Annotated in this window: 24 protein-coding genes; 20 read left to right on the forward strand and 4 right to left on the reverse strand. The window is 62.6% G+C overall.

Features of this window, described 5'->3' with window-relative positions:
* Positions 1-136 precede the first annotated feature (136 nt).
* From P3T40_RS28680 to P3T40_RS28695, 4 genes are all read left to right on the forward strand, one after another.
* Entirely contained in the window at positions 137-562 is a 426-nt protein-coding gene (locus P3T40_RS28680; RefSeq protein WP_429271089.1) for a rhodanese-like domain-containing protein, read from the forward strand.
* On the forward strand, positions 559-819 hold the full coding sequence (gene grxC / locus P3T40_RS28685) for a glutaredoxin 3 (protein WP_429271090.1): 261 nt from the start codon (positions 559-561) through the stop codon (positions 817-819). The genes P3T40_RS28680 and grxC overlap by 4 nt, the downstream gene beginning before the upstream one ends.
* A gap of 205 nt (positions 820-1024) precedes the next feature.
* Positions 1025-1495 (forward strand): protein-export chaperone SecB, encoded by a 471-nt coding sequence (gene secB, locus P3T40_RS28690; RefSeq protein ID WP_074300905.1) that lies wholly within the window; start codon positions 1025-1027, stop codon positions 1493-1495.
* A 20-nt stretch (positions 1496-1515) separates the two neighbouring features.
* Positions 1516-2514, forward strand: a complete 999-nt coding sequence (locus P3T40_RS28695) for an NAD(P)H-dependent glycerol-3-phosphate dehydrogenase (RefSeq protein WP_429271091.1) — start codon at positions 1516-1518, stop codon at positions 2512-2514.
* 57 nt (positions 2515-2571) lie between these two features.
* Here P3T40_RS28695 and trmL read toward each other — a convergent pair whose 3' ends face one another.
* Together trmL and P3T40_RS28705 are read right to left on the reverse strand one after the other, a co-directional pair.
* Entirely contained in the window at positions 2572-3042 is a 471-nt protein-coding gene (trmL, locus tag P3T40_RS28700; RefSeq protein ID WP_429271092.1) for a tRNA (uridine(34)/cytosine(34)/5-carboxymethylaminomethyluridine(34)-2'-O)-methyltransferase TrmL, read from the reverse strand.
* A 40-nt stretch (positions 3043-3082) separates the two neighbouring features.
* Positions 3083-3865 carry a ComF family protein gene (locus P3T40_RS28705; RefSeq protein ID WP_429271093.1) on the reverse strand — a complete coding sequence of 261 codons (783 nt, stop codon included), beginning with the start codon at positions 3863-3865 and terminating at the stop codon, positions 3083-3085.
* 84 nt (positions 3866-3949) lie between these two features.
* Here P3T40_RS28705 and P3T40_RS28710 point away from each other — a divergent pair, with 84 nt between their 5' ends.
* The 7 genes from P3T40_RS28710 to P3T40_RS28740 all read left to right on the forward strand — a co-directional run bounded on the left by P3T40_RS28710 (position 3950) and on the right by P3T40_RS28740 (position 10593).
* Entirely contained in the window at positions 3950-4927 is a 978-nt protein-coding gene (locus tag P3T40_RS28710) for a methyltransferase domain-containing protein (RefSeq protein ID WP_429271094.1), read from the forward strand.
* Positions 4928-5196: 269 nt separating this feature from the next.
* Positions 5197-5670 (forward strand): DUF2244 domain-containing protein, encoded by a 474-nt coding sequence (locus P3T40_RS28715; RefSeq protein ID WP_429271095.1) that lies wholly within the window; start codon positions 5197-5199, stop codon positions 5668-5670.
* A gap of 65 nt (positions 5671-5735) precedes the next feature.
* Positions 5736-7397, forward strand: a complete 1662-nt coding sequence (coxB, locus tag P3T40_RS28720; RefSeq protein WP_429271096.1) for a cytochrome c oxidase subunit II — start codon at positions 5736-5738, stop codon at positions 7395-7397.
* Between the two features lie 44 nt (positions 7398-7441).
* On the forward strand, positions 7442-9058 hold the full coding sequence (gene ctaD / locus P3T40_RS28725) for a cytochrome c oxidase subunit I (protein WP_429271097.1): 1617 nt from the start codon (positions 7442-7444) through the stop codon (positions 9056-9058).
* Between the two features lie 127 nt (positions 9059-9185).
* Entirely contained in the window at positions 9186-9320 is a 135-nt protein-coding gene (locus P3T40_RS28730) for a cytochrome oxidase small assembly protein (protein ID WP_216352739.1), read from the forward strand.
* 12 nt (positions 9321-9332) lie between these two features.
* Positions 9333-9569, forward strand: coding sequence for a DUF2970 domain-containing protein (locus tag P3T40_RS28735; protein WP_429271098.1), 237 nt, complete (start codon positions 9333-9335; stop codon positions 9567-9569).
* A 166-nt stretch (positions 9570-9735) separates the two neighbouring features.
* Positions 9736-10593 (forward strand): cytochrome c oxidase subunit 3, encoded by an 858-nt coding sequence (locus P3T40_RS28740; RefSeq protein WP_429271099.1) that lies wholly within the window; start codon positions 9736-9738, stop codon positions 10591-10593.
* 298 nt (positions 10594-10891) lie between these two features.
* Here P3T40_RS28740 and P3T40_RS28745 read toward each other — a convergent pair whose 3' ends face one another.
* Positions 10892-11101: a twin transmembrane helix small protein gene (locus P3T40_RS28745; RefSeq protein WP_429271100.1), complete on the reverse strand. Its 210-nt coding sequence runs from the start codon at positions 11099-11101 to the stop codon at positions 10892-10894.
* 87 nt (positions 11102-11188) lie between these two features.
* Between P3T40_RS28745 and P3T40_RS28750 the strand changes: the two genes are divergently transcribed.
* From P3T40_RS28750 to P3T40_RS28775, 6 genes are all read left to right on the forward strand, one after another.
* A complete protein-coding gene (locus tag P3T40_RS28750) occupies positions 11189-11905 on the forward strand; it encodes an SURF1 family protein (protein WP_429271101.1) in 717 nt (238 codons plus the stop codon).
* A gap of 19 nt (positions 11906-11924) precedes the next feature.
* Positions 11925-12587: an SCO family protein gene (locus tag P3T40_RS28755; protein ID WP_429271102.1), complete on the forward strand. Its 663-nt coding sequence runs from the start codon at positions 11925-11927 to the stop codon at positions 12585-12587.
* A gap of 90 nt (positions 12588-12677) precedes the next feature.
* Complete coding sequence (locus tag P3T40_RS28760) at positions 12678-13787, forward strand: COX15/CtaA family protein (RefSeq protein WP_429271103.1); 1110 nt, start codon at positions 12678-12680, stop codon at positions 13785-13787.
* 5 nt (positions 13788-13792) lie between these two features.
* Positions 13793-14698, forward strand: coding sequence for a heme o synthase (gene cyoE, locus P3T40_RS28765; protein WP_429271104.1), 906 nt, complete (start codon positions 13793-13795; stop codon positions 14696-14698).
* Between the two features lie 4 nt (positions 14699-14702).
* Positions 14703-15320, forward strand: coding sequence for an SCO family protein (locus P3T40_RS28770; protein WP_429271105.1), 618 nt, complete (start codon positions 14703-14705; stop codon positions 15318-15320).
* A gap of 211 nt (positions 15321-15531) precedes the next feature.
* Entirely contained in the window at positions 15532-16344 is an 813-nt protein-coding gene (locus tag P3T40_RS28775; RefSeq protein WP_429271106.1) for a MetQ/NlpA family ABC transporter substrate-binding protein, read from the forward strand.
* 18 nt (positions 16345-16362) lie between these two features.
* On the opposite strand, the gene P3T40_RS28780 is transcribed toward P3T40_RS28775, so the two are convergent.
* A complete protein-coding gene (locus P3T40_RS28780) occupies positions 16363-17289 on the reverse strand; it encodes a bifunctional helix-turn-helix transcriptional regulator/GNAT family N-acetyltransferase (protein WP_429271107.1) in 927 nt (308 codons plus the stop codon).
* Between the two features lie 381 nt (positions 17290-17670).
* On the opposite strand from P3T40_RS28780, the gene P3T40_RS28785 reads away from it, so the two are divergent.
* The 3 genes from P3T40_RS28785 to P3T40_RS28795 all read left to right on the forward strand — a co-directional run bounded on the left by P3T40_RS28785 (position 17671) and on the right by P3T40_RS28795 (position 20615).
* Complete coding sequence (locus P3T40_RS28785) at positions 17671-18405, forward strand: GntR family transcriptional regulator (RefSeq protein ID WP_429271108.1); 735 nt, start codon at positions 17671-17673, stop codon at positions 18403-18405.
* A gap of 106 nt (positions 18406-18511) precedes the next feature.
* Positions 18512-19615 carry an N-acetylglucosamine-6-phosphate deacetylase gene (gene nagA, locus P3T40_RS28790; RefSeq protein WP_429271109.1) on the forward strand — a complete coding sequence of 368 codons (1104 nt, stop codon included), beginning with the start codon at positions 18512-18514 and terminating at the stop codon, positions 19613-19615.
* On the forward strand, positions 19608-20615 hold the full coding sequence (locus tag P3T40_RS28795) for an SIS domain-containing protein (protein WP_429271153.1): 1008 nt from the start codon (positions 19608-19610) through the stop codon (positions 20613-20615). Before nagA ends, P3T40_RS28795 begins: the two co-directional genes overlap by 8 nt.
* Positions 20616-20635: the final 20 nt, after the last annotated feature.

The raw sequence follows: 20635 nt of genomic DNA on the forward strand, positions 1-20635 counted from the left end.
TCGGTAGTAAGGAAGCGGTAAAGCGCGGCGGACACGCCCGAATGGGCCGTCGCCATCGCGTCAGGCGGTTATTTTATAATGGTCGGATTGCCCCTTTCTGATTTTTCCGATTTCTCTCTTTTTCGGCGGATTTTCCGTGAAGTTTTTCACCGATTACACAAACCTTGTACTCATCGCGATCGTCCTCATCTCGGGTGGGTTGCTCCTGTGGCCGGCGATCAGCCGCCGGGGTCGCGGCGGCCTGTCAGCAGCCGCTGCCACCCAGCTGATCAACCGGCGCAACGCCGTCGTCATCGACCTTCGGCCGTCGGCGGAGTTCGCGAACGGTCATCTGCCCTCGGCACGGCATCTTGAATTTGCCGAGTTGCAGGCGAAGGTCGGCCAGCTCGTGAAAAACAAGAGCAACCCGGTGCTGCTGGTCTGTCAGACCGGCCAGCAGTCGAACAAGGCGGTACGCGTCGTGCAGGACGCGGGCTACGCCGAAGTCCACGTACTCGAAGGCGGCCTGAACGCCTGGCAGCAAGCCGGCATGCCGGTTGTGAAACAAGGAGCAGCGAAGTGAACAAGGTAATCATGTACAGCACCCAGGTGTGCCCGTATTGCCAGATGGCCGAACGTCTTTTAAAGTCGCGCGGCGTCGAGAGCGTCGAAAAGGTACTGATCGACAAAGACCCGGCCCGGCGTGAAGAAATGATGAGCCGCACGGGTCGTCGCACGGTTCCTCAGGTGTTCATCGGCGAGACGCATGTGGGCGGCTATGATGACCTTTCCGCGCTTGATCGCGCGGGCGGCCTGACGCCGCTGCTCGAAGCAGCCTGAACATGCCTGCTGAAGAGGCAGCCTGAGGCTGCCTTGCCAGCGGCCTTGAAGCTGCTAGTGTTGTTCTAGCCGCTGCGAGCAAGCAAAACAGTACCAAAACAAGCCGGTTCGTCGACGCCCGCGGTGGGCGGCGCGTATCGCACCGATCCGGCACGTCATGGAAGCATGGCGGGCCGCAATAACCATATTCAGGGATTATCCAATCATGTCCGACGAGAATAACCAGCCGTTCTTCAACATCCAGCGCATCTACCTGAAGGACATGTCGCTCGAGCAGCCGAATTCGCCGGCCATCTTCCTTGAACAGGAAATGCCGTCGGTCGAAGTGGAAGTCGACGTGAAGGCCGAGCGCCTTGCCGACACCGTGTTCGAAATCCTCGTCACCGGCACCGTGACGGCCAAGGTGTCGGACAAGGTGGCATTCCTGATCGAAGCAAAGCAGGCTGGTATTTTCGATATCCGCAACATTCCGGCTGAACAGATCGATCCGCTGGTCGGCATTGCCTGCCCGACGATCCTGTTCCCGTACCTGCGCTCGAACATCGCCGACGCGATCACCCGCGCCGGTTTCCCGCCGATCCACCTCGCCGAAATCAACTTCCAGGCCCTGTACGAGCAACGTCTCGCGCAACTCGGCTCGCAAGACGGCGCGGCGCAGAACGGCGTCACGCACTAAGCGTTGCACGGGTGCCGGGTATGAAAGTCGCCGTTCTCGGCGCTGGTGCATGGGGCACCGCTCTCGCGGGCCATCTGGCTGTGCGGCACGATACGGTGCTGTGGGCGCGCGAGCCGGCGCTGGTCGCCGAGCTTGCCGCCTCGCACGAAAACGCCCGCTATCTGGCGGGCGTTGCTTTGCCGGCAGGGCTTGGTTACGAAGCGGATCTCGGCGAGGCGCTCAGCCACGGGCTGTCGGACGACGCGCTTTGCGTCGTAGCCACGCCGGTGGCGGGCTTGCGCGGACTGTTTCAGGCGATGCGCGACGCGGGCAAGGTGCCGGCTCACGTGGTCTGGCTCTGCAAGGGCTTCGAGGCGGAAACCCAGCTGCTGCCGCATCAGGTCGTCGCCGCCGAGCTGGCCGGTCACGCTAGCAATGGCGTGCTGTCGGGCCCCAGTTTTGCACGGGAAGTAGGGCAAGGCTTGCCGGTGGCGCTGACTATCGCCAGCGCGTCGGCTGTTTGCCGCGAGCGAACCGTGGCAGCGTTTCACCATGGCGCGATGCGGATCTACACGGGCGACGACCTCGTCGGCGTGGAGGTAGGCGGCGCCGTGAAGAACGTGCTGGCCATCGCCACGGGTATTGCCGACGGGCTCGGTCTTGGGCTCAACGCGCGGGCGGCGCTGATTACCCGCGGTCTCGCCGAAATGTCGCGCCTCGGTGTGACGCTCGGCGGCCGGGCGGAAACGTTTACCGGTCTCACGGGCCTCGGCGACCTGATTCTGACCGCCACCGGCGACCTGTCGCGCAATCGGACGGTGGGCCTGCAGCTGGCTGCGGGTCGCACGTTGGACGACATCCTCGGCGCTCTCGGTCACGTGGCCGAAGGGGTGCGCTGTGCGCAAGCCGTGCTGGCCATCGCACAGGCTCACTCGATCGACATGCCGATCACGCAAGCCGTCTGCGCGGTGCTGTTTGATGGTGTCGCTGCGCGCGATGCCGTCAGCGCGCTACTGCGCCGCGACGCCAAAGCCGAGTAACAACCGTTCAGCGCGAGGCGGGGCGCTTTCTCGGGCCGCATCGCTGACTGCGCGCCGTCAGGCGCCACCTTCGAAGCCGGCCTGACGCCAGGCTTCGAACACCACTACCGCGACGGTATTCGACAGATTCAGGCTGCGGTTGCCGGGCCGCATCGGCAGCCGCACGCGTTGTTCAGTGGCGAACTGTCCCAGCACGTTATCAGGCAGGCCGCGCGTCTCCGCACCGAACACGAACCAGTCCCCGGGCAAGAATGCATGCGCATGGAATGCGCCCGAGCCTCGCGTGGTGAACGCGAACATCCGCGCCGGATCCGGCGACTCCTTGGCCACGAACGCCGCCCAATCCGCATGCACATGCATCTGGGCGTACTCGTGATAGTCGAGCCCTGCACGCCGCATCTTGGCGTCGTCGAGCGGGAAGCCGAGCGGTTCGATCAGATGCAGGCTCGCGCCCGTATTCGCGCACAGGCGGATGACGTTACCGGTATTCGGCGGAATTTCGGGTTCGACGAGAACGACGTTAAACATGATGTGAACCGGTGGAAATCATGATGTGAGCCAGTGGAAACTAGTTTTTCGGCGTACGCAGGGCGACGAAGTTGGTCACGCGCCGGGCGCCGGCCGCCTTCAGCACATGCGCCAACGCTTCGAGCGTGGCGCCGGTGGTCATTACATCGTCGACGATGGCCACATGCAGGCCGTTTACCGGCGCGTCGACCTGAAACGCCCGGCCGACGTTCTGGCGGCGTGCGTCGAGATCGAGCCGCGACTGCGGTGCGGTCTCGATCACGCGCGCGAGCAGGGTGGGGTCGCTGCGCACCTGTAGCGCGCGGCCGAGCGGCTTCGCAATCTGCCACGCCTGGTTGTAGCCGCGTTCGACAAGCCGCCGCGCCGCCAGCGGCACGGGCGCGATCACGTCGGGCCAGTGCGATGCGTCCAGCATATCGTCCGCGAGGCGAGCGAGCCGTTGCGCGAACTCATCGGCCAGCATCAGCCGGGCGCGAAACTTCAGGTCCACAGCGAGCGTGTCGAGCGGCGCGCGGTAGTCAGCCAGCGCAATGGTGGCGTCGAAAGTCGGTGGCGTGGCGACGCAATCCGCACAGCGATAACCGGCGCTCCTATCGCGGCGCGAACCAGACAGGGCGACTGCGCAAACCGTGCAACGCAAGCGCGTTTCGTTCGCATAAGCCTCGTCACAGCCCCTGCAGAGCGTGTTCTGCGACAAATTGCCGCACAACGCGCAAAGGTTCGGCAGGACTGCGTGAGCAAGGCGCGGCCATGAAGAACCGAGCCGGGTTGCAAACTCTGCAAACCGGCTGCAAGGTGAGGAAACGGATGCTGGAAATCGCATCAATGGGCCGCCCGCGAAGGCCTCCTGCGCTGAAGGGAGGGAAGCGAGCGAGTATACTTCGGGCTCTTCGTCCGTGTGGCTCCCATGTCTCCAACACCCGCAAAATCTAGCCGTCCGGCCTATGATTCCCGGCGCCTTCAGCGGATTTTCGACCGCCGCGCCGCGACCTTCGACGACGTTGCGTTCCTGCCGCGCGAGATTGCGCAGCGCATGCGCGAGCGGCTTGAATACATCAAGGTGAGTCCGGCCAGCGTACTCGACGCGGGCTGTGGCGCGGGCGACGACTTGCCCGGCTTGCGCGAGCGCTTTCCCGAGGCGCCCGTGTTCGGCACCGACCTGTCGCATGCGATGCTCACCCGTGCCATGAGGCACGACGTCGGCGACACGAGCTGGCGGCGCTTTCTGCCGGCTTCGATCGGCAAGGCGCTGGGCGCCCGCGGCCCGCGCTTTGCGCAGGCCGACTTCTCGGCGTTGCCCTTTACGGCTGGCGCATTCGAATTCATCTGGTCAAATCTCGCCCTGCACTGGCACTCGCGGCCCGATCTCGTGTTTCCGGAATGGCAGCGCGTGCTGAAGGTAGGAGGTCTACTGATGTTCAGCACGCTAGGTCCCGATACACTGAAGGAGTTGCGCGGCGCCTATGCTGAAGTGGAGGCGACGCACGGTGCGCCTTCGGTCAAGCATGTGATCGATTTCGTCGACATGCACGACCTGGGCGATATGCTGGTGGAGAGCGGCTTCGAAATCCCGGTGATGGACCAGGAGACGATCACGATCACCTACAAGTCACCGCAGTCGTTGCTGGCAGATGTGCGCCGCTGGGGTGCTTACCCGTTTCAGCGGGAGGCCGATGCCAACCAGGCCTCGATCCCGGCCGCACGGCGTCTGCATAAGGCATTACTGGGGGCTCTGGAAGCACGCCGTGGCGCCGACGGCACGATTCCGTTGACGTTCGAGGTGATCTACGGACATGCCTGGAAAGCTGTGCCGCGCATGACCGCCGAAGGACATGGCATCGTGCGTCTCGAGGACATTGGACGAGGTCCGTCGAAGAATCGCTGAAGCGGTAAAGAGGGCATCTGTTATGCCTGAAATTACGAGGGCAAAAGTGCCTTGCAAGATGCGTCAAAACGGCGCAAAGGCTTGTCAGGCATGGTTTCCAGGCCGATAGGGCGTTGCTTGTGGATGCCATAGAACGCGCCTATAATGCGTCAGTTTGTCGCTCGGAGTTCCCACATCCGAGAGCGGCAGGCCCGAGGGGCTGGACAGCAGGACAGGGCGGCACGAACGGGTAAGAGGCAGGGTTAAGAGGCAATTCGCAGGAGACAGCGATGGCGTCATCTGATCTGCTGGCGGAGTCGGAACCGGTCCTTAAAGACTGGACGATGAAGCGTAACTGTTCGGTGTCCCCTAAGCAGTTTGTATGCTTCTATCTATCGCTTGCGGTGGTCTCGCTGGTTATTGCTTTCATGCTGGATCTGATCGGCGCCTGGCTGGTGTTGCCGTTCACCGGCATCGAGTTGCTTGCAGTCGGAATCGCTTTTGCAATTTACGCGCGTCATGCTGTGGATTACGAACGCATCAGACTGTTTCCGAACCGGCTCGTGATCGAGCGGGTGAGTGCGGAGCAAGTCACGCAGTTCGAATTCAATCCGCGTTGGGTGCGGATCGAGCCTGGCGCAACGCCGCGTGACCACATCAAACTGGTCTCGCGTGGCGAGACGATCATGATCGGGCAGCACCTCGCGCAGTATCGGCGCGCGCAATTTGCAGCCGAATTGCGCATGTGGCTCATGCGTTGTTAGACGCACTGAGGCTCGCGCCGTTCAGGGGAGCGCGAGGCAGCCTTCCAGCGGGGTCGAGGGTTTGAATGGAAATTTTGGGTAAGGAAGCTATGAAAACAATCAAGCGAGCCCTGATGGGCGGGCTGGCGCTTACCGGGCTGCTCTTTGCTGGTGCCGCGCTGGCAGTGGGTGACAGTCCGGGCGGCCCCGCCGTCAACGAGATCAACCTCCAGCCGCCTGCAACCGCTATCGCTGAGGAGCTCTATCACCTGCACACCTTCATGTTGATCCTCTGTACGGTGATCTTCGTGGGCGTGTTCGGTGTGATGTTCTATTCGGTCTTTGCTCACCGCAAGTCGAAAGGCCACAAGGCCTCCCATTTCCACGAAAGCACCACCGTCGAAATTATCTGGACGATCGTCCCGTTCATTATCGTCGTGCTGATGGCGCTGCCCGCCACCAAGACCGTCGTGGCGATGAAGGACACCAGCAACGCCGACGTCACCATCAAGGTGACCGGATATCAGTGGAAGTGGGGTTACGATTACGTGAAGGGTCCGGGCGAAGGCATCAGCTTCCTGTCCACGCTCACCACGCCGCGTGCCGAGGTCGACGGCACGATGCCGAAGACCGATACGTATCTGCAGGAAGTCGACAACCCGCTCGTGGTGCCGGTCGACAAGAAGATCCGCATCATCACCACCGCCAACGACGTGGTCCACTCCTGGTATGTGCCGGCCTTCGGCGTGAAGCAGGATGCGATTCCGGGCTTCGTGCGCGATACGTGGTTCAAGGCTGACAAGACCGGTACCTTCCGCGGCTTCTGTACGGAGCTGTGCGGCAAGGAACACGCGTTCATGCCGGTCGTGGTTGAAGTACTCTCGGCTGACGACTACGCGAAGTGGGTCGACGACCAGAAGAAGAAAATGGCCGCCGGCGCTGACGATCCGAACAAGACCTACACCTTGGCCGAGTTGATGGAACGTGGCGGCAAGGTCTACGCGTCGAACTGTGCGGTCTGCCATCAGCCCACTGGCAAGGGTGCAGGCGCATTCCCGGCGCTCGACGGCAGCAAGATTGCCAACGGTCCGATCGCTCAACACGTGAGCCTCGTGCTGAAGGGCAAGAACGCGATGCCTTCCTGGGCACCCACGCTGAACGACGTCGAAATCGCTTCGGTCATCACGTTCGAACGCAACTCGTGGGGCAACCACACGGGTGACATCCTCCAGCCGAAGCAGGTCGCGGATGCACGTAACGGCAAGCTGCCGGAAGGCGGCGACCACCTGGCTGCGGGCGCAGCTGCAGGCGCGAGCGGCGCGGCCGCTGCGTCCGACGCCAGTGGTGCCAGCGGTGCCGCGGCTGCCCCGAACGCCAGCGGCGCAGCCCCGGCTTCCGGCAGTTCGGACAGCTCGGCGTCGCAACCGCAGGCAGCGTTGCCGGCCAATGTCTACTTCGAAACCGGCAAGAGCACACTGCCGGACGACGCGAAAGCGGCGGTCGGCGCGGCTGCTGACTACGCCAAGGCGCATCCGGATGCAAAGTTCACGCTGTCAGGCTTTACTGACGCGACGGGTTCGGCCGAGGTCAACGCGAAGCTGGCGAAGAGCCGTGCGGAAGCCGTGCGCGATGCGCTGAAGGCCGCCGGCATTGCCGAAGACCATATTATTTTGAAGAAACCGGAAACGGTCACCGGCGGTAGCGACGCCAAAGAAGCCCGGCGGGTTCAGATCAGCCCGGCTGCCTGACGTGTTCATGGTCAGTACCGCAGAATTAGCTTTAGGAGATTGTCATGTCTAGCGTTGGACACGATGTAGTTGCGGGCCACGAGCACGTCCACGGTGACCCCCATGCTCATGGGACGCCGCATGGCTGGCGTCGCTGGCTGTATGCCACGAACCACAAGGATATCGGTACGCTGTACCTGATCTTCTCGTTCACCATGTTCCTGTCCGGGGGCGTGATGGCGTTGTTGATCCGTGCCGAACTGTTCGAACCGGGCCTGCAGATCATGCGTCCTGAGTTTTTCAACCAGTTGACCACGATGCACGGTCTGATCATGGTGTTCGGCGCGATCATGCCGGCCTTCGTGGGCTTCGCGAACTGGATGGTGCCGCTGCAGATCGGCGCATCGGACATGGCCTTCGCGCGCATGAACAACTTCAGCTTCTGGCTGCTGCCGGTGGCGGCGGTCCTGCTGGTGGGTTCGTTCTTCGCGCCCGGCGGTGCAACGGCTGCTGGCTGGACGCTGTACGCGCCGCTCTCCACGCAGATGGGCCCGGGCATGGACTTCGCGATTTTCGCGGTCCACTTGATGGGCGCCTCGTCGATCATGGGCGGGATCAACATCGTGGTGACGATCCTGAACATGCGCGCGCCGGGTCTGACGCTGATGAAGATGCCGATGTTCGTCTGGACGTGGCTCATCACCGCTTACCTGCTGATCGCAGTGATGCCCGTTCTGGCCGGCGCCATCACCATGCTGCTGTTCGACCGCCACTTCGGCACGTCGTTCTTCAACGCAGCAGGCGGCGGCGACCCGGTCATGTACCAGCATATCTTCTGGTTCTTCGGGCACCCCGAGGTGTACATCATGATCTTGCCGGCGTTCGGGATCGTATCGCAGGTGATCCCAGCGTTCGCGCGCAAGCCGCTGTTCGGCTATAGCTCGATGGTGTACGCAACGTCGTCGATCGCGATCCTGTCGTTCATGGTCTGGGCGCACCACATGTTCGCGACCGGCATGCCGGTGACGGGCCAGTTGTTCTTCATGTACGCCACTATGCTGATTGCCGTGCCGACGGGCGTGAAGGTGTTCAACTGGGTGGCCACGATGTGGCGCGGTTCGCTCACGTTCGAAACCCCGATGCTGTTCGCGGTGGGCTTCCTGTTCGTGTTCACGTTCGGCGGTCTGACAGGCCTGATGCTCGCCATGGCGCCGCTCGACATCCAGTATCACGGCACCTACTTTGTGGTGGCGCACTTCCACTACGTGCTGGTGGCGGGGTCGCTGTTCGGTCTCTTCTCCGGCTGGTACTACTGGTCGCCGAAATGGACCGGCTGGATGTACAACGAGACGCGCGGCAAGATCCACTTCTGGGCGTCGATGATTTTCTTTAACCTCGCCTTCCTGCCGATGCACTTCGTGGGTCTCGCAGGCATGCCGCGTCGTTACGCCGACTATCCGGCGCAGTTCACCGACTGGAACCAGGTCATCACGATCGGTGCGTTTGGCTTCGGTCTTGCCCAGGTGTACTTCCTGTTTGCGGTCGCACTGCCGGCTTATCGCGGCGGCGGCGAGCTCGAAAAGGCAGGCGACAAGCCGTGGGACGGCGCAACGGGCCTCGAATGGACCGTGCCGAGCCCGGCTCCGTTCCACACGTTCGAACACCCGCCGACGGTCGAGTAAGCGTTATTTCGAAGCGGTAATCCCGGTCCTGGCGCAAGCTGGACCGGGTGCAGCGAAGGCGTAGTGCCGCAGAGTCATAGCAATGCCAGGCGGCGCCCCTATTGGTGAAGTACCGAGAAACTCCAGCATGACCCGGAATCCATTACAAAGACGTACGCCCGAGGAAATCCGCGCGGGCAATCTGCGGCTCGGTTTGCTCATGCTTGCCATAGCCGCCGCGTTTTTCGTGGGTATCTTCGTCAAACGGAGCTTTTTCTCCTGAAGGCCATCACGTATGAGTGACAACGGCGGTAGCGGTGGTGGCCCTGGCCCTGGCCCTGATGCGCGTAAGGGCAGCTTCGGCAAGTCGATGAAAGCCGTGTTCTGGGCGTTTTTCGGCGTGCGTAAGGGGCGTGATCTGGAGTCGGACGTATCGCAGCTCAATCCGCTTCACGTGGTGGCGGCGGCGCTGATCGGTGCGGCGATTTTTGCCGCCATTCTGCTTCTCGTCGTCCGCGCGGTGGTGCACTGAGGCGCGTGGCGCGAAGCGGAGCAAGCGCGATAAAAGCGGCAGCAGCAACGGGCCAGACGCGGCCTCGAGATTAGAGTGAAGCGGTGCGGTATCGACGCGTCGCCGAAGAGACAGCCGGTCCCAACCGGATCAAGCGGAACAACTGGACTGAAGTGGAGAATCAAGAATGAGCGGTCAAAACGAGAGCCCGTACTATTTCGTACCGCATCCGTCGCGGCATCCGATCAGCGCGGCCATCGGGCTGCTGGTCATGCTGTCATCGCTTGCGGCGTGGATCAACGGCGAAAGCTGGGCGCCCATCACGGTACTCGCTGGCTTGCTGTGGCTGCTCTTCACGTTGTGGCACTGGTTCGGTGACGCGATCTCCGAATCCGAAGGCGGCATGTACGGCAAGAACGTCGACAAGTCGTACCGCTGGAGCATGAGCTGGTTCATCTTCTCCGAAGTCATGTTCTTCGGCGCATTTTTCGGCGCGCTGTTCTACGCCCGTGAAATCGCGATGCATCAACTGGGCAGCCTCGACTACAAGCTGATCTGGCCGGATTTCACGGCGGTGTGGCCGAACATCGGACCGGCGACGCTCGTGTCGCACTTCAAGTCCATGCAACCCTGGCCGGTGCCGACCATCAACACGGCGTTGCTGTTGTCCTCGGGCGCGACGCTGACCGTGGCCCATCATGCGCTGCGTGAGAATCATCGCAACAAGACCATTGCGTGGCTGGCTGCTACGGTGCTGCTGGGCCTGTGCTTCCTGTTCCTGCAAGGCTTCGAGTACTACCACGCGTACAACGAACTGAACCTGACGCTGGCTTCGGGCGTGTACGGCTCAACGTTCTTCCTGCTGACCGGGTTCCACGGTTTCCACGTGTTCCTGGGCGGCACGATGCTGACGGTGGTGCTGGTGCGCGTGATCCGCGGCCACTTCACGGCTGATCACCACTTCGCCTTCGAAGGCGCGGCCTGGTACTGGCACTTTGTGGACGTCGTGTGGCTTGGGCTGTACGTCGTCGTGTACTGGCTGTAAAGCTTGTCGGGCCTGCGCGCGGTCATTGTTACCGGCTACGAGCAGGCGCCTGAATTGCCGGGTTCGCTGCAAGCAGTAGAACCCGCGAGTAGTATGCAGCCTGACGCAGCGCCGCCCTCGACCCTGTCAGTGCGGCGTTTTGCTTCTGGGGCGCGGAATGTGTGGGGACTGCGTGGATTGAGCGCGACGTGCGGCCATCAAGCAGAACCAGCGCACAGAGAACACGTGCGGCGGCGAGAGCGCCCACCGCGTAGGTGCTGCCACTACAGTGCGTGATCGCCTGGCAGACGCGCGTGGCTTAGCGGCCGTAAGGAATACCGGTAGGCTGGATCCAGCCCATCCAGTGAGCAAACAGGATGAGGAGGAACAGCGAGATCGACAGGCCCACGCGAGTGGCCAGCGACCAGACCATGCGTTTCGTCTTACCCTTGTCGTGCATCATGAAGTACAGCGCCGAGGCCATACTGGCGATGATCAGGGCGAAGGCGATGGGAACGAGAATGTGCATGAAATCAGCTGAAATTCAGGAGCGCAAAGGCAATATGGTTATTATCGCACCGTGCGTTGCGCCGCGTATGGCGTTGGGGCCGGCACGATGAAGATCCGCTGGTTGCCGGCACTGCTGATCCTGATCGTCGTGGCGGTGACGGTGCGGCTGGGTTTTTGGCAGCGTGATCGCGCGCATCAGAAAGAGGCCCTGCAGGCCCACATCACGCAGTTCGAAAACGCGCCGGCCGAGCCCGTTAGCAGCGCGCCGGTTGCGCTGAAAGACATCGAGTTTCACCGGGTGCGCGCACGCGGCAGTTTCGTCGCCGATAAGGTGGTTTACCTCGACAATCGCCCGTATAACGATCAGCCGGGCTTTTACGTCGTGATGCCCTTTAAACTCGCGGATGGTGGCTATGTGCTGGTCAATCGCGGCTGGTTGCCGCGCAACATTGCCAATCGCACCACCATCGAACCGTACGCCACGCCGGCAGGTCAGATCGAGATCGAAGGCATTGCGCGCGCCGACGCAACCCGCGCGTTCGAACTCGGGCAGGGCGGTTCGGCCGCGCACCAGTTGATCCGGCAGAATCTGGATGTGGGGGCCTACGCCGCGGAGACCGGATTGCCGTTGCAGCCGTTCGTGATTCAGCAACTGAGCGACGACGGCGACAAGCTCGTGCGCGACTGGCCGGCGCCGGATACCGACGTCGAGCGCAACTACGGCTACATGCTTCAATGGTGGGGCATGGCGATCGCAGCGGTGGGATTCGGTCTGTATGCAGCGCGGCGCGCAGCAAAGAAAGAGCACGCGCCTAGCGCCTAACATTGAAAGAGGTTTTGTAGTGTCGACGCAATCTCCCCGTTCGCCGCAAGCCGGCAAATCCGCTGCTCCGGCTGCGACGCCCGGTCAGCCCCAAGGCAAAGGATCGTGGAATCGCGGCCGCTGGATGATGCTGCTGATCGCGATTGTGTGCGCTGCGCCGGTGATCGGCTCGTATTTCACGTACTACGTGATCAAGCCCTCCGGCGGCACCACCAGCTATGGCACCCTGGTCGAGCCGCAGCGGCCGATTCCCGATGCGCTTGTCGTGACCGGCGAAGACGGCAAGCCGCTGAAACTCGCGTCGCTGCGCGGCAAATGGCTGCTGGTTTCTGTGGATAGCAGCGCCTGCGACAAGGCCTGCGTGACCAAGCTGTATTTCATGCGCCAGGTGCGCGCGACGCAAGGGCCGGAGCGCGAGCGGGTCGTCGAGGTGTGGCTGCGCACCGATGCTGGCAACGTGGCCGACGTCATCGAGAAAGCCTATCCGGATACGCACAAGCTGATCGCCGATCCGGCCGCGCTGGCCGCCTGGCTCCCCGTGGATGCGGGCACGACCCTCACCGATCACATCTTCGTGGTTGATCCGAACGGCAACCTGATGATGCGTTTCCCGAAAGATCCGAACCCGAGCAAGATCAAGGGCGACATCACGAAACTGCTGAAGTGGTCGAGCATTGGCTGATGCGACGTTTTGTCGCGGAGCAAGGTGCGCCGCGGGGTGGATCGCCTGTAGCACCATTGGCCGCCACGTTTATCGCGAGAAGGTAGAGAGATGTTCGTATTGCAACTGGGCCTGATCGGCTTGTGCATTGCGTTGTTGCCGCTGTCCTACGTATGGGTCAAGGCCGACGACAATAAATTCCGCAAGCTGGTCTGGGTCACCACCTTCATGACGCTGGACCTCGTGATGTTCGGCGGCTTCACGCGTCTCACCGACTCCGGTCTCGGTTGCCCGGACTGGCCAGGTTGTTACGGCACGTCGTCCCCGTTTATCGCACATGCGGCGATTGCCGCGGCTCATCTGGCCATGCCCACTGGGCCGGTCAGCATGACGAAGGCGTGGATCGAAATGATCCACCGCTATTTCGCGATGGCGATTGGCGTGCTGATCGTGGCGCAGATGCTGATCGCATGGGTTGCGCGCATCAGGCGGCGCCCGCTGCATGTGTCGCCGTGGTGGCCGACTTCGCTGCTGCTGCTGATTCTCGTGCAGGGCGCGTTCGGCGCGTGGACCGTGACGCTGAAACTGCAGCCGGTGATCGTGACGACGCACCTGCTATTGGGCCTCGCCTTGCTCGGCACCCTCGGCTGGCTGGCGGCGCGCCAGACGCCCTTGCCCGCCTACGAACCCGAGGCCGCCCACTGGCGTGCGGCAGCGCTTGCCGGGCTGGCGCTGCTAATCGTGCAGATCGCGCTGGGGGGATGGGTGAGTACCAATTACGCGGTGCTCGCCTGCACCGACTTCCCGACCTGCAACGGTCAATGGATTCCGCCGATGGACTTCGCCCACGGCTTCCACCTGTGGCGCGCGCTCGGCATGACCGGCGACGGCGAGATGATCACCCAGGATGCGCTGGTGGCGATCCACTGGACTCACCGGACCTTTGCCATCGTGGTGATCGCCTATCTGCTCTGGTTTGCACTGAAGGTGCGCCGTTTCGAGTCGCTGCGGCGGCCCGCCAACGGCCTGGTGATGGTGGTGCTGATCCAGTTCATCACCGGCCTGTCGAACATTGTCCTGCAATGGCCGTTAGCCATTGCAGTCGCCCATAACGGTGGCGCCGCGATCCTGCTGCTTCTGCTCGTTATGCTAAACTTTCGAATCGCTTATAGCCGTCCCGGCCGCGCCGCGTTCCCCGCGCGCGATGCCGCGCCAGCGTGACCCTCATGGACAGCACAACTCTTTCCCAGACCCCCGGTAGCCGGATCTCCCAATACATCGCGCTGACCAAGCCGCGCGTCACGCAGCTTGCCGTGTTCTGCGCGGTAATCGGTATGTTCCTCTCCACGCCCGGCATGGTGCCGTGGACCCCGCTGATTGGCGGCACCGTCGGCATCTGGTTGCTGGCCGGCGCGGCGTTTGCCATCAATTGCCTCGTCGAGCAGAAAATCGACGCGAAGATGCGTCGCACCTCCTGGCGTCCTTCCGCACGCGGCGAAATCACCACAACGCAAATCCTGCTGTTTTCGGCTGTACTCGGCGGCCTAGGCATGTGGACGCTTTATACGTTCGCCAATCCGCTGACCATGTGGCTCACGATCGCCACTTTCGTCGGCTATGCGGTCATCTACACGCTGTTGCTCAAGCCGGCTACACCGCAGAACATCGTGATTGGCGGCGCCTCGGGTGCGATGCCGCCAGCGCTCGGTTGGGCCGCGGTCACGGGTCATGTGCCCGGCGATGCATGGATTCTGGTGCTGATCATCTTCGTGTGGACGCCGCCGCATTTCTGGGCGCTCGCGCTGTATCGCCGCAAGGACTACGAAAACGCCGGTCTGCCGATGCTGCCGAACACCCACGGCGAGCAGTACACGCGGCTGCATATTTTCCTGTACTCCGTGATCCTGTTTGCGGTCACGATGATGCCGTTCATCTCGGGCATGAGCGGCATCGTGTATCTGGTGGCGGCGGTGCTGCTCGGCGCCGTGTTCCTCGCCTACGCGTGGAAGATTTATCGCGAGTACTCCGATACGCTCGCACGTCAGTTGTTCCGCTACTCGATCATTTATCTGTCGCTGCTGTTCGCCGCGCTGTTGATCGATCACTATGCACGTGTCCTGATCGGCGCGTAACACCATGCTCACAAACCGGCTAGCGCGCGTGGCGCGCGCCGCCTTGATGGCCTGTGCGCTCGGCGGCGCGGTATTGGCCTCGGGCTGCGGCAAACCCGCCCCCTCGTTCCAGAACGTCGACATCACCGGCAACACACAGTTCGGCACGGACTTCTCGCTGCCCGACACCAGCGGCAAGACTCGCACGCTCGCGGACTACAAGGGCAAGGTGGTGGTGCTGTTCTTCGGCTACACACATTGCCCCGACGTCTGTCCGACGACGATGGCCGAGCTCTCGCAAGCGCTGCAGCAACTAGGCCCTGCGGACGCCAGCCGTGTGCAGGTGCTGTTCGTCACCGTCGATCCCGAGCGCGATACCGCCGCGTTGATGGCGCAGTATGTGCCGGCCTTTAATCCTTCGTTTGTCGGCCTGCGTCCCGCTGATCAGGCGCAGCTCACCCAGGTGACGAAGGACTTCCGCGTCTACTACGCGAAGGTGCCGGGCAAGACGCCCGACAGCTATACGATGGACCACACGGCCGCGAGCTACGTCTTCGATCCGGACGGCAAGCTGCGGCTCTTCGCGCGCGACGGCCAGGGCGCCGCGCCTTGGGTGCACGATATCAAGCTGCTGCTCGGTTAAAGCATGAGTGCCATGCGCCTGCTGCCGCAAGCAGGCGCATGGCAATTCGCCGCTTCCCAGGCCTCCTGCACCGGGGCATACCCATATAAGTTCGTGATATTTCCCTTCTCGCGGGGCCTATGAGACCATTTACGGTCCAGTTGGCGGCACGCATCACACGCCGCTGGCCTTTCACCCGAATCTGACACTGATCAGAACCAACGAGAACACCATGCAGCGCAGAAATATCCTCAAAGCCCTCTCCGCAGTTGTCGCCACCGCAGCTCTCGTGACCAGCTTCGGCGCCCATGCCGATGACAAGGTCATCAAGGTTGGCACCATCAGCGGTCCCGACGCGCAAATCTGGGCCGTGGTCCAGAAAGTAGCGCAGCGCGAAGGCCTGAACGTGAAGGTCATCGAGTTCAACGACTACGTGCAACCGAACGCCGCGCTCGACGCAGGCGATCTGGATGCCAACAGCTTCCAGCACCAGCCCTATCTCGATAGCCAGGTAAAGCAGCGTGGCTACAAGATCGTGAGCGCCGGTCTCACCTATATCTCGCCGCTCGGCATCTACTCGAAGAAATACAAGTCGCTGAAGGATTTGCCGCAGGGTGCGAAGGTCGCGGTGCCGAACGATCCGTCCAACGAGAACCGCGCGCTGCTGTTGCTGCAGGCGCAAGGCGTTCTCAAGCTGAAGGCCGGCGCCGGCACGAATGGCAACAGCGCGACGCCGCTCGACGTCGCCGACAATCCGAAGAAGGTGAAGCTGGTCGAACTCGACGCTGCGCAATTGCCGCGCTCGCTTTCCGACGTCGATGCAGCCGCGATCAACACCAACTACGCGCTGGCCGGCGGCCTGCAGCCGACCAAGGATGCCATCGCGCTCGAGGACATCCACAGCCCGTACGCGAACCTGATTGCCGTGCGCACGCAGGACAAGGACAAACCATGGGTGAAGAAGCTGGTCGCAGCTTACCAGTCGGAAGACGTGCGCCAGTTCATCAAGACCCAGTTCAAGGGCTCGGTGGTGCCGTCGTTCTAAACACGCGCGGAGCACGATCTACAGATCGCGCTCCCAACGCTCCACCGTCAAGTCATGGCCGAAGCGCAGCTCGGGTGCCGAGCTCGCGCAGACAAAACCCGCGCGCTCGCAGAGCCGCCGCGACTCGGCGAGCGTTGTGACGGTCGAAAGTGTGAGCCTGGTATAGCCCGCGCGCCTCGCGAAGCGCACACATTCGTTGACCAGTTGTGTGCCGATGCCGAGCCGGCGCATGTCGGGCTCGATGTATAGCAGTTCGATGCGTGCAATCGTCGCCGACACAGCCATTACCATTGCCGAACCGACGATCGAATGGTCCTGTTCGGCGATCCAGCACGTCTCGCGCACCGGATCGCGATTCAGGGTGAAGTCGGCGACGGTCCTAGCGAGCAGCCCTTCGAACGACTGATCCCAGCCGTGTTCATTCGCAAACAAGACGGCTTGCCGATGCACCAGCCAGCCATATTCGCCGCCACGAGGCCCCCGCAATGTGACGATGCCGCGGCGCGGTTGATCGTCGAGCAGCCGTTCTACAAGCTTCATTGCGCCGATCAACTGCTCCTGCGAACTGCCAGCGAGCCGGTCTAGCACCGACATCACTTCTTCGATAGCAACGGCGTCAAGCGGTTCGTAGGCGGCATGGCCTTCGTCCGTCAGCGAGATGAGCGATTGACGTGCGTCGCTCTCCGAGGGACGCCGGGTGATCAGCTTGCGGCGCTCGAAGCTCGTCAGCAGGCGGCTCAGATAGCCGCTGTCCAGCCCCAGGTTGCGCGTCAACACCGCGGCAGTTTGCGCGCGACCGCGTGCCAGTTCGTGCAGCACGCGTACTTCGGTCAACGAGAACACGCTCTTTTGCAGCCGCTCGTGCAGCGCGCCGATGTGCTTCGTATAGAAGCGGTTGAAATGGCGGACTGCCTCAGCGCGCCGCAGCGCTGCGGAATCGATCAACGTACGGCTCCCCGGAGGTTTTTTGTGGATGTCACACAGCACTATATTGGATGCAATCCTATATAAAAGCTGCAAATGCTGCGCTCCAGCCACGCCCTCCATATATTGGTAATACCAAAGTACAAGCGCGGAGTTGCGCGCTCTGTGCGGTAGCGAACCAGTGGTTCGCTACCGAGCCGCAAATTATCTCCAATACGGGTAAATACTGAGGGCCGCAGACGCCCAAAAAACCTCGGGAAATTACGTCAAATCCCCTTTGTATCAAGGCTTTGCGGGCGATCCGGCGCACATGGAACAACTCGATTGACTGGTATTATGGTGGTTATATAATGGGCTCTCTTTCCGTAGCCCGTGCTTGTCCTTTCGACCCACCTGAGTCCCATGGAAACACGCTGGTCCGCATTGATGCCTGACGCTCGCAACGTCACGCCGCTCTACCTGCAACTCGCGCGCAACCTGGCCACAGCGATCCACTGTGGCGTCTGGTCGGCGGGTGAAGCGTTGCCGTCGGAGCGCACGCTGTCGGACGCGATTGGCGTGTCGCGCATTACCGCGCGCAAGGCGATTGAGCTGCTGGTTGAGCAAGGTCTGATCCGGCGTGCGCGAGGGGCGGGCAGCTTCATTACACCGCGCGTCGAAGATCCGTTGTCGCGGCTCACCGGCTTCACGAAAAAGATGCAGCAACGCGGCTTTCGTCCGGACTCGGTCTGGCTCGAACGCGGCATTCGTGCGGCGAACCGCGACGAACTGGTGCACCTCGGCCTGTCGCCGGGCGCGGCGGTGACGAGCCTGCGGCGCCTGCGGCGCGCGGACGGCATCGTGATGGCGGTGGAACATTCGGCGCTGCCGGCCGCGATCGTGCCCGACCCGCAGGCCATTGGCGTCTCGCTGTACAGCTATCTGGAGCAGCGCGGCATGGCGGTTGTGCGTGCGCTGCAGCACTTTCGGGCTGTCAATGCGACGAGCGAGATTGCATCGCTGATGGACATTGAGCCGCGCTCGGCGCTGCTGGTGATCACGCGAATCGGCTACAGCGCTGACCAGCGCGCGATTGAATTGACGGACACCTACTGCCGGGACGACTACTACGACTTTGTCGCCGAGTTGCGCCAATGACGGCGCAATAACGTAGCAGGACCGGTGCAGTACCGGCGAAACCCTCGCGCAACGCTGAAGAGCGCGAATTGGCAACGTATCGCACTACGTAATATCAGAGAGACTCATGCTGACCGGAAACATACTCACCACCGATGGGTGGATTTACGGCACGCTCGAATACGAAAACGGCCGCATCACGGCGCTCACGGGTGAGCGTGTTGACCCGTCGACGAACGACGCGCCGTACATCCTGCCGGGCTTCATCGATCTGCACGTGCACGGCGGTGGCGGCTCCGACGTCATGGAAGCGGGCAACGCGATCGAGACGATCACGCGCACGCATGCCCGCTTCGGCACCACGAGCCTGCTCGCCACCACGATGACCGCGCCGCGCGAAGAGCTGATGAACGTCGTCGCGAATCTTGGCGACGTCGCACGGGTGCGCACACCGGGTGGCTCGCGCGTGCTGGGTGTTCATCTCGAAGGTCCGTACATCAATCCCGGCAAACTCGGCGCGCAGCCGGATGCCGCGGTGTCCGCGGTGCTCGATGAAGTGCTGAAGTATTTGTCGATTGCGCCGATCCGCGTGGTCACGATCGCGCCGGAAATCTCCGGCCACATGGAGATCATTTCCGAAATCGCTGCGCGCGGCGTGCGCGTGCAGCTCGGCCATTCGCTCGGCACCTACGACGATGCGGTCGCGGCGCTCAAGCACGGCGCGTGCGGTTTTACGCACCTGTTCAACGCGATGTCGCCGTTGCATCACCGCAATCCCGGCATGGTTGGCGCAGCGCTCGCGCACGCCGAATTCGCCGAGATCATCCCCGATTTGCTGCACGTTCATCCGGGTGCGATTCGCGCCGCGATGCGCGCGATTCCACGCGTGTATGTGGTGACGGACAGCACCTCCGCCACCGGCATGCCGGACGGTGAATACCGTCTCGGCAGCCAGCATGTCACGAAGTGTCTGGGCGGCGTCCGACTTGCCGACGGCACGCTCGCCGGCAGCACCCTGACGATGGATCAGGCGCTGCGCAATCTGGTATCGATCGGCCTGCCGATGGCCGATGTTTCAAATCGTCTGTCGCGCTACGCCGCCGACTACCTCGGCATCGAAGACCGCGGCCGCATCGCGCGTGGTGCATGGGCCGATCTCGTCGTGTTCGATCGTGAACTGGCGCTGACCGCGACTTACGTCGAAGGAGAATCAATTGTCGAATATGCTTAACGAAGCGCTGGCGTCCGCAGAAGTGGTCGCCGCGCAGCTTGCGGATACGTCTCGCGTCGAGGCGCTTGCGCAGAAGCTCGCTGAACAGCCGCGCCATGTCGCGCTAACGGTTGCGCGCGGTAGTTCGGACCACGCAGCAAGTTATTTCGCGAGCCTGACGATGAGCCGCCTTGGCGTGCCGGTCGCTTCGTTGCCGATGTCAGTCGCGACGCTGCAGCAGGCACCGCTGCAAGTGCGCGATCAGCTGGCTCTCGCGTTCTCGCAGTCCGGCAAGAGCCCCGATCTGGTGGGCACGATGGCCGCGCTGCGCGAGGCCGGCGCGCTGACCGTGGCGGCCGTGAACGCGCCGCAATCGCCGCTGGCCGATGCGTGCGAATGGCATCTGCCGCTGGTCGCCGGTCCCGAATTGAGCGTCGCGGCCACCAAGAGCTATATCGCGATGCTGTCGATTTCCGCGCAACTGGTCGCGCACTGGCAGCGCGACGAAGCCTTGCTCGGCGCACTGCGCGACTTGCCCGAAGCCTTGCGCCGCGCCGGCCAGCTCGACTGGAGCCAGGCCGTCGAAGAATTGCGTGGTGTAGAACGCATGATCGTGATCGGCCGTGGTCTCGGTCTTGCGATCGCGCAGGAAGCGGCACTCAAGCTCAAGGAAACCTCGGGCATCCAGGCCGAAGCGTTCTCCAGCGCAGAAGTGCGCCATGGTCCGATGGAATTGATCGATCAGGACTACCCGCTGCTGGTGTTCGCCCCACGCGGCCCCGAGCAGGCCGGCCTGATCCAGCTTGCCCGCGACATGCAGGCACGCGGCGCACGCGTTCTGCTCGCTGCCCCGGCCGATGTGCCGGAAGCCACCTTGCCGCTCGTCACGACGGCCCATGCGGCGCTCGACCCGATCGCCGCCATTCTTTCCTTTTATGTGATGGCTGCCGGTCTTGCTGCCGCACGCGGACGCAACCCCGATGCGCCGCGCCATCTGAATAAAGTCACCGAAACTCACTGATCGAGAAATCAGATGCGACG

It is taken from the genome of Paraburkholderia sp. EB58 (assembly GCF_050436665.1).
In the GTDB taxonomy this organism is placed as follows: domain Bacteria; phylum Pseudomonadota; class Gammaproteobacteria; order Burkholderiales; family Burkholderiaceae; genus Paraburkholderia.

Coding starts and splice junctions, on each gene's coding strand:
- P3T40_RS28760 (WP_429271103.1), top strand. CDS start 12,678: ATGTTCGTATTGCAACTGGGCCTGATCGGCTTGTGCATTGCGTTGTTG.
- P3T40_RS28710 (WP_429271094.1), top strand. CDS start 3,950: ATGTCTCCAACACCCGCAAAATCTAGCCGTCCGGCCTATGATTCCCGG.
- P3T40_RS28775 (WP_429271106.1), top strand. CDS start 15,532: ATGCAGCGCAGAAATATCCTCAAAGCCCTCTCCGCAGTTGTCGCCACC.
- P3T40_RS28770 (WP_429271105.1), top strand. CDS start 14,703: ATGCTCACAAACCGGCTAGCGCGCGTGGCGCGCGCCGCCTTGATGGCC.
- P3T40_RS28745 (WP_429271100.1), bottom strand. CDS start 11,101: ATGCACATTCTCGTTCCCATCGCCTTCGCCCTGATCATCGCCAGTATG.
- cyoE (WP_429271104.1), top strand. CDS start 13,793: ATGGACAGCACAACTCTTTCCCAGACCCCCGGTAGCCGGATCTCCCAA.
- coxB (WP_429271096.1), top strand. CDS start 5,736: ATGGAAATTTTGGGTAAGGAAGCTATGAAAACAATCAAGCGAGCCCTG.
- trmL (WP_429271092.1), bottom strand. CDS start 3,042: ATGTTTAACGTCGTTCTCGTCGAACCCGAAATTCCGCCGAATACCGGT.
- P3T40_RS28705 (WP_429271093.1), bottom strand. CDS start 3,865: ATGCGATTTCCAGCATCCGTTTCCTCACCTTGCAGCCGGTTTGCAGAG.
- P3T40_RS28740 (WP_429271099.1), top strand. CDS start 9,736: ATGAGCGGTCAAAACGAGAGCCCGTACTATTTCGTACCGCATCCGTCG.
- P3T40_RS28730 (WP_216352739.1), top strand. CDS start 9,186: ATGACCCGGAATCCATTACAAAGACGTACGCCCGAGGAAATCCGCGCG.
- P3T40_RS28785 (WP_429271108.1), top strand. CDS start 17,671: ATGGAAACACGCTGGTCCGCATTGATGCCTGACGCTCGCAACGTCACG.
- P3T40_RS28715 (WP_429271095.1), top strand. CDS start 5,197: ATGGCGTCATCTGATCTGCTGGCGGAGTCGGAACCGGTCCTTAAAGAC.
- P3T40_RS28695 (WP_429271091.1), top strand. CDS start 1,516: ATGAAAGTCGCCGTTCTCGGCGCTGGTGCATGGGGCACCGCTCTCGCG.
- P3T40_RS28750 (WP_429271101.1), top strand. CDS start 11,189: ATGAAGATCCGCTGGTTGCCGGCACTGCTGATCCTGATCGTCGTGGCG.
- nagA (WP_429271109.1), top strand. CDS start 18,512: ATGCTGACCGGAAACATACTCACCACCGATGGGTGGATTTACGGCACG.
- P3T40_RS28735 (WP_429271098.1), top strand. CDS start 9,333: ATGAGTGACAACGGCGGTAGCGGTGGTGGCCCTGGCCCTGGCCCTGAT.
- P3T40_RS28795 (WP_429271153.1), top strand. CDS start 19,608: ATGCTTAACGAAGCGCTGGCGTCCGCAGAAGTGGTCGCCGCGCAGCTT.
- ctaD (WP_429271097.1), top strand. CDS start 7,442: ATGTCTAGCGTTGGACACGATGTAGTTGCGGGCCACGAGCACGTCCAC.
- secB (WP_074300905.1), top strand. CDS start 1,025: ATGTCCGACGAGAATAACCAGCCGTTCTTCAACATCCAGCGCATCTAC.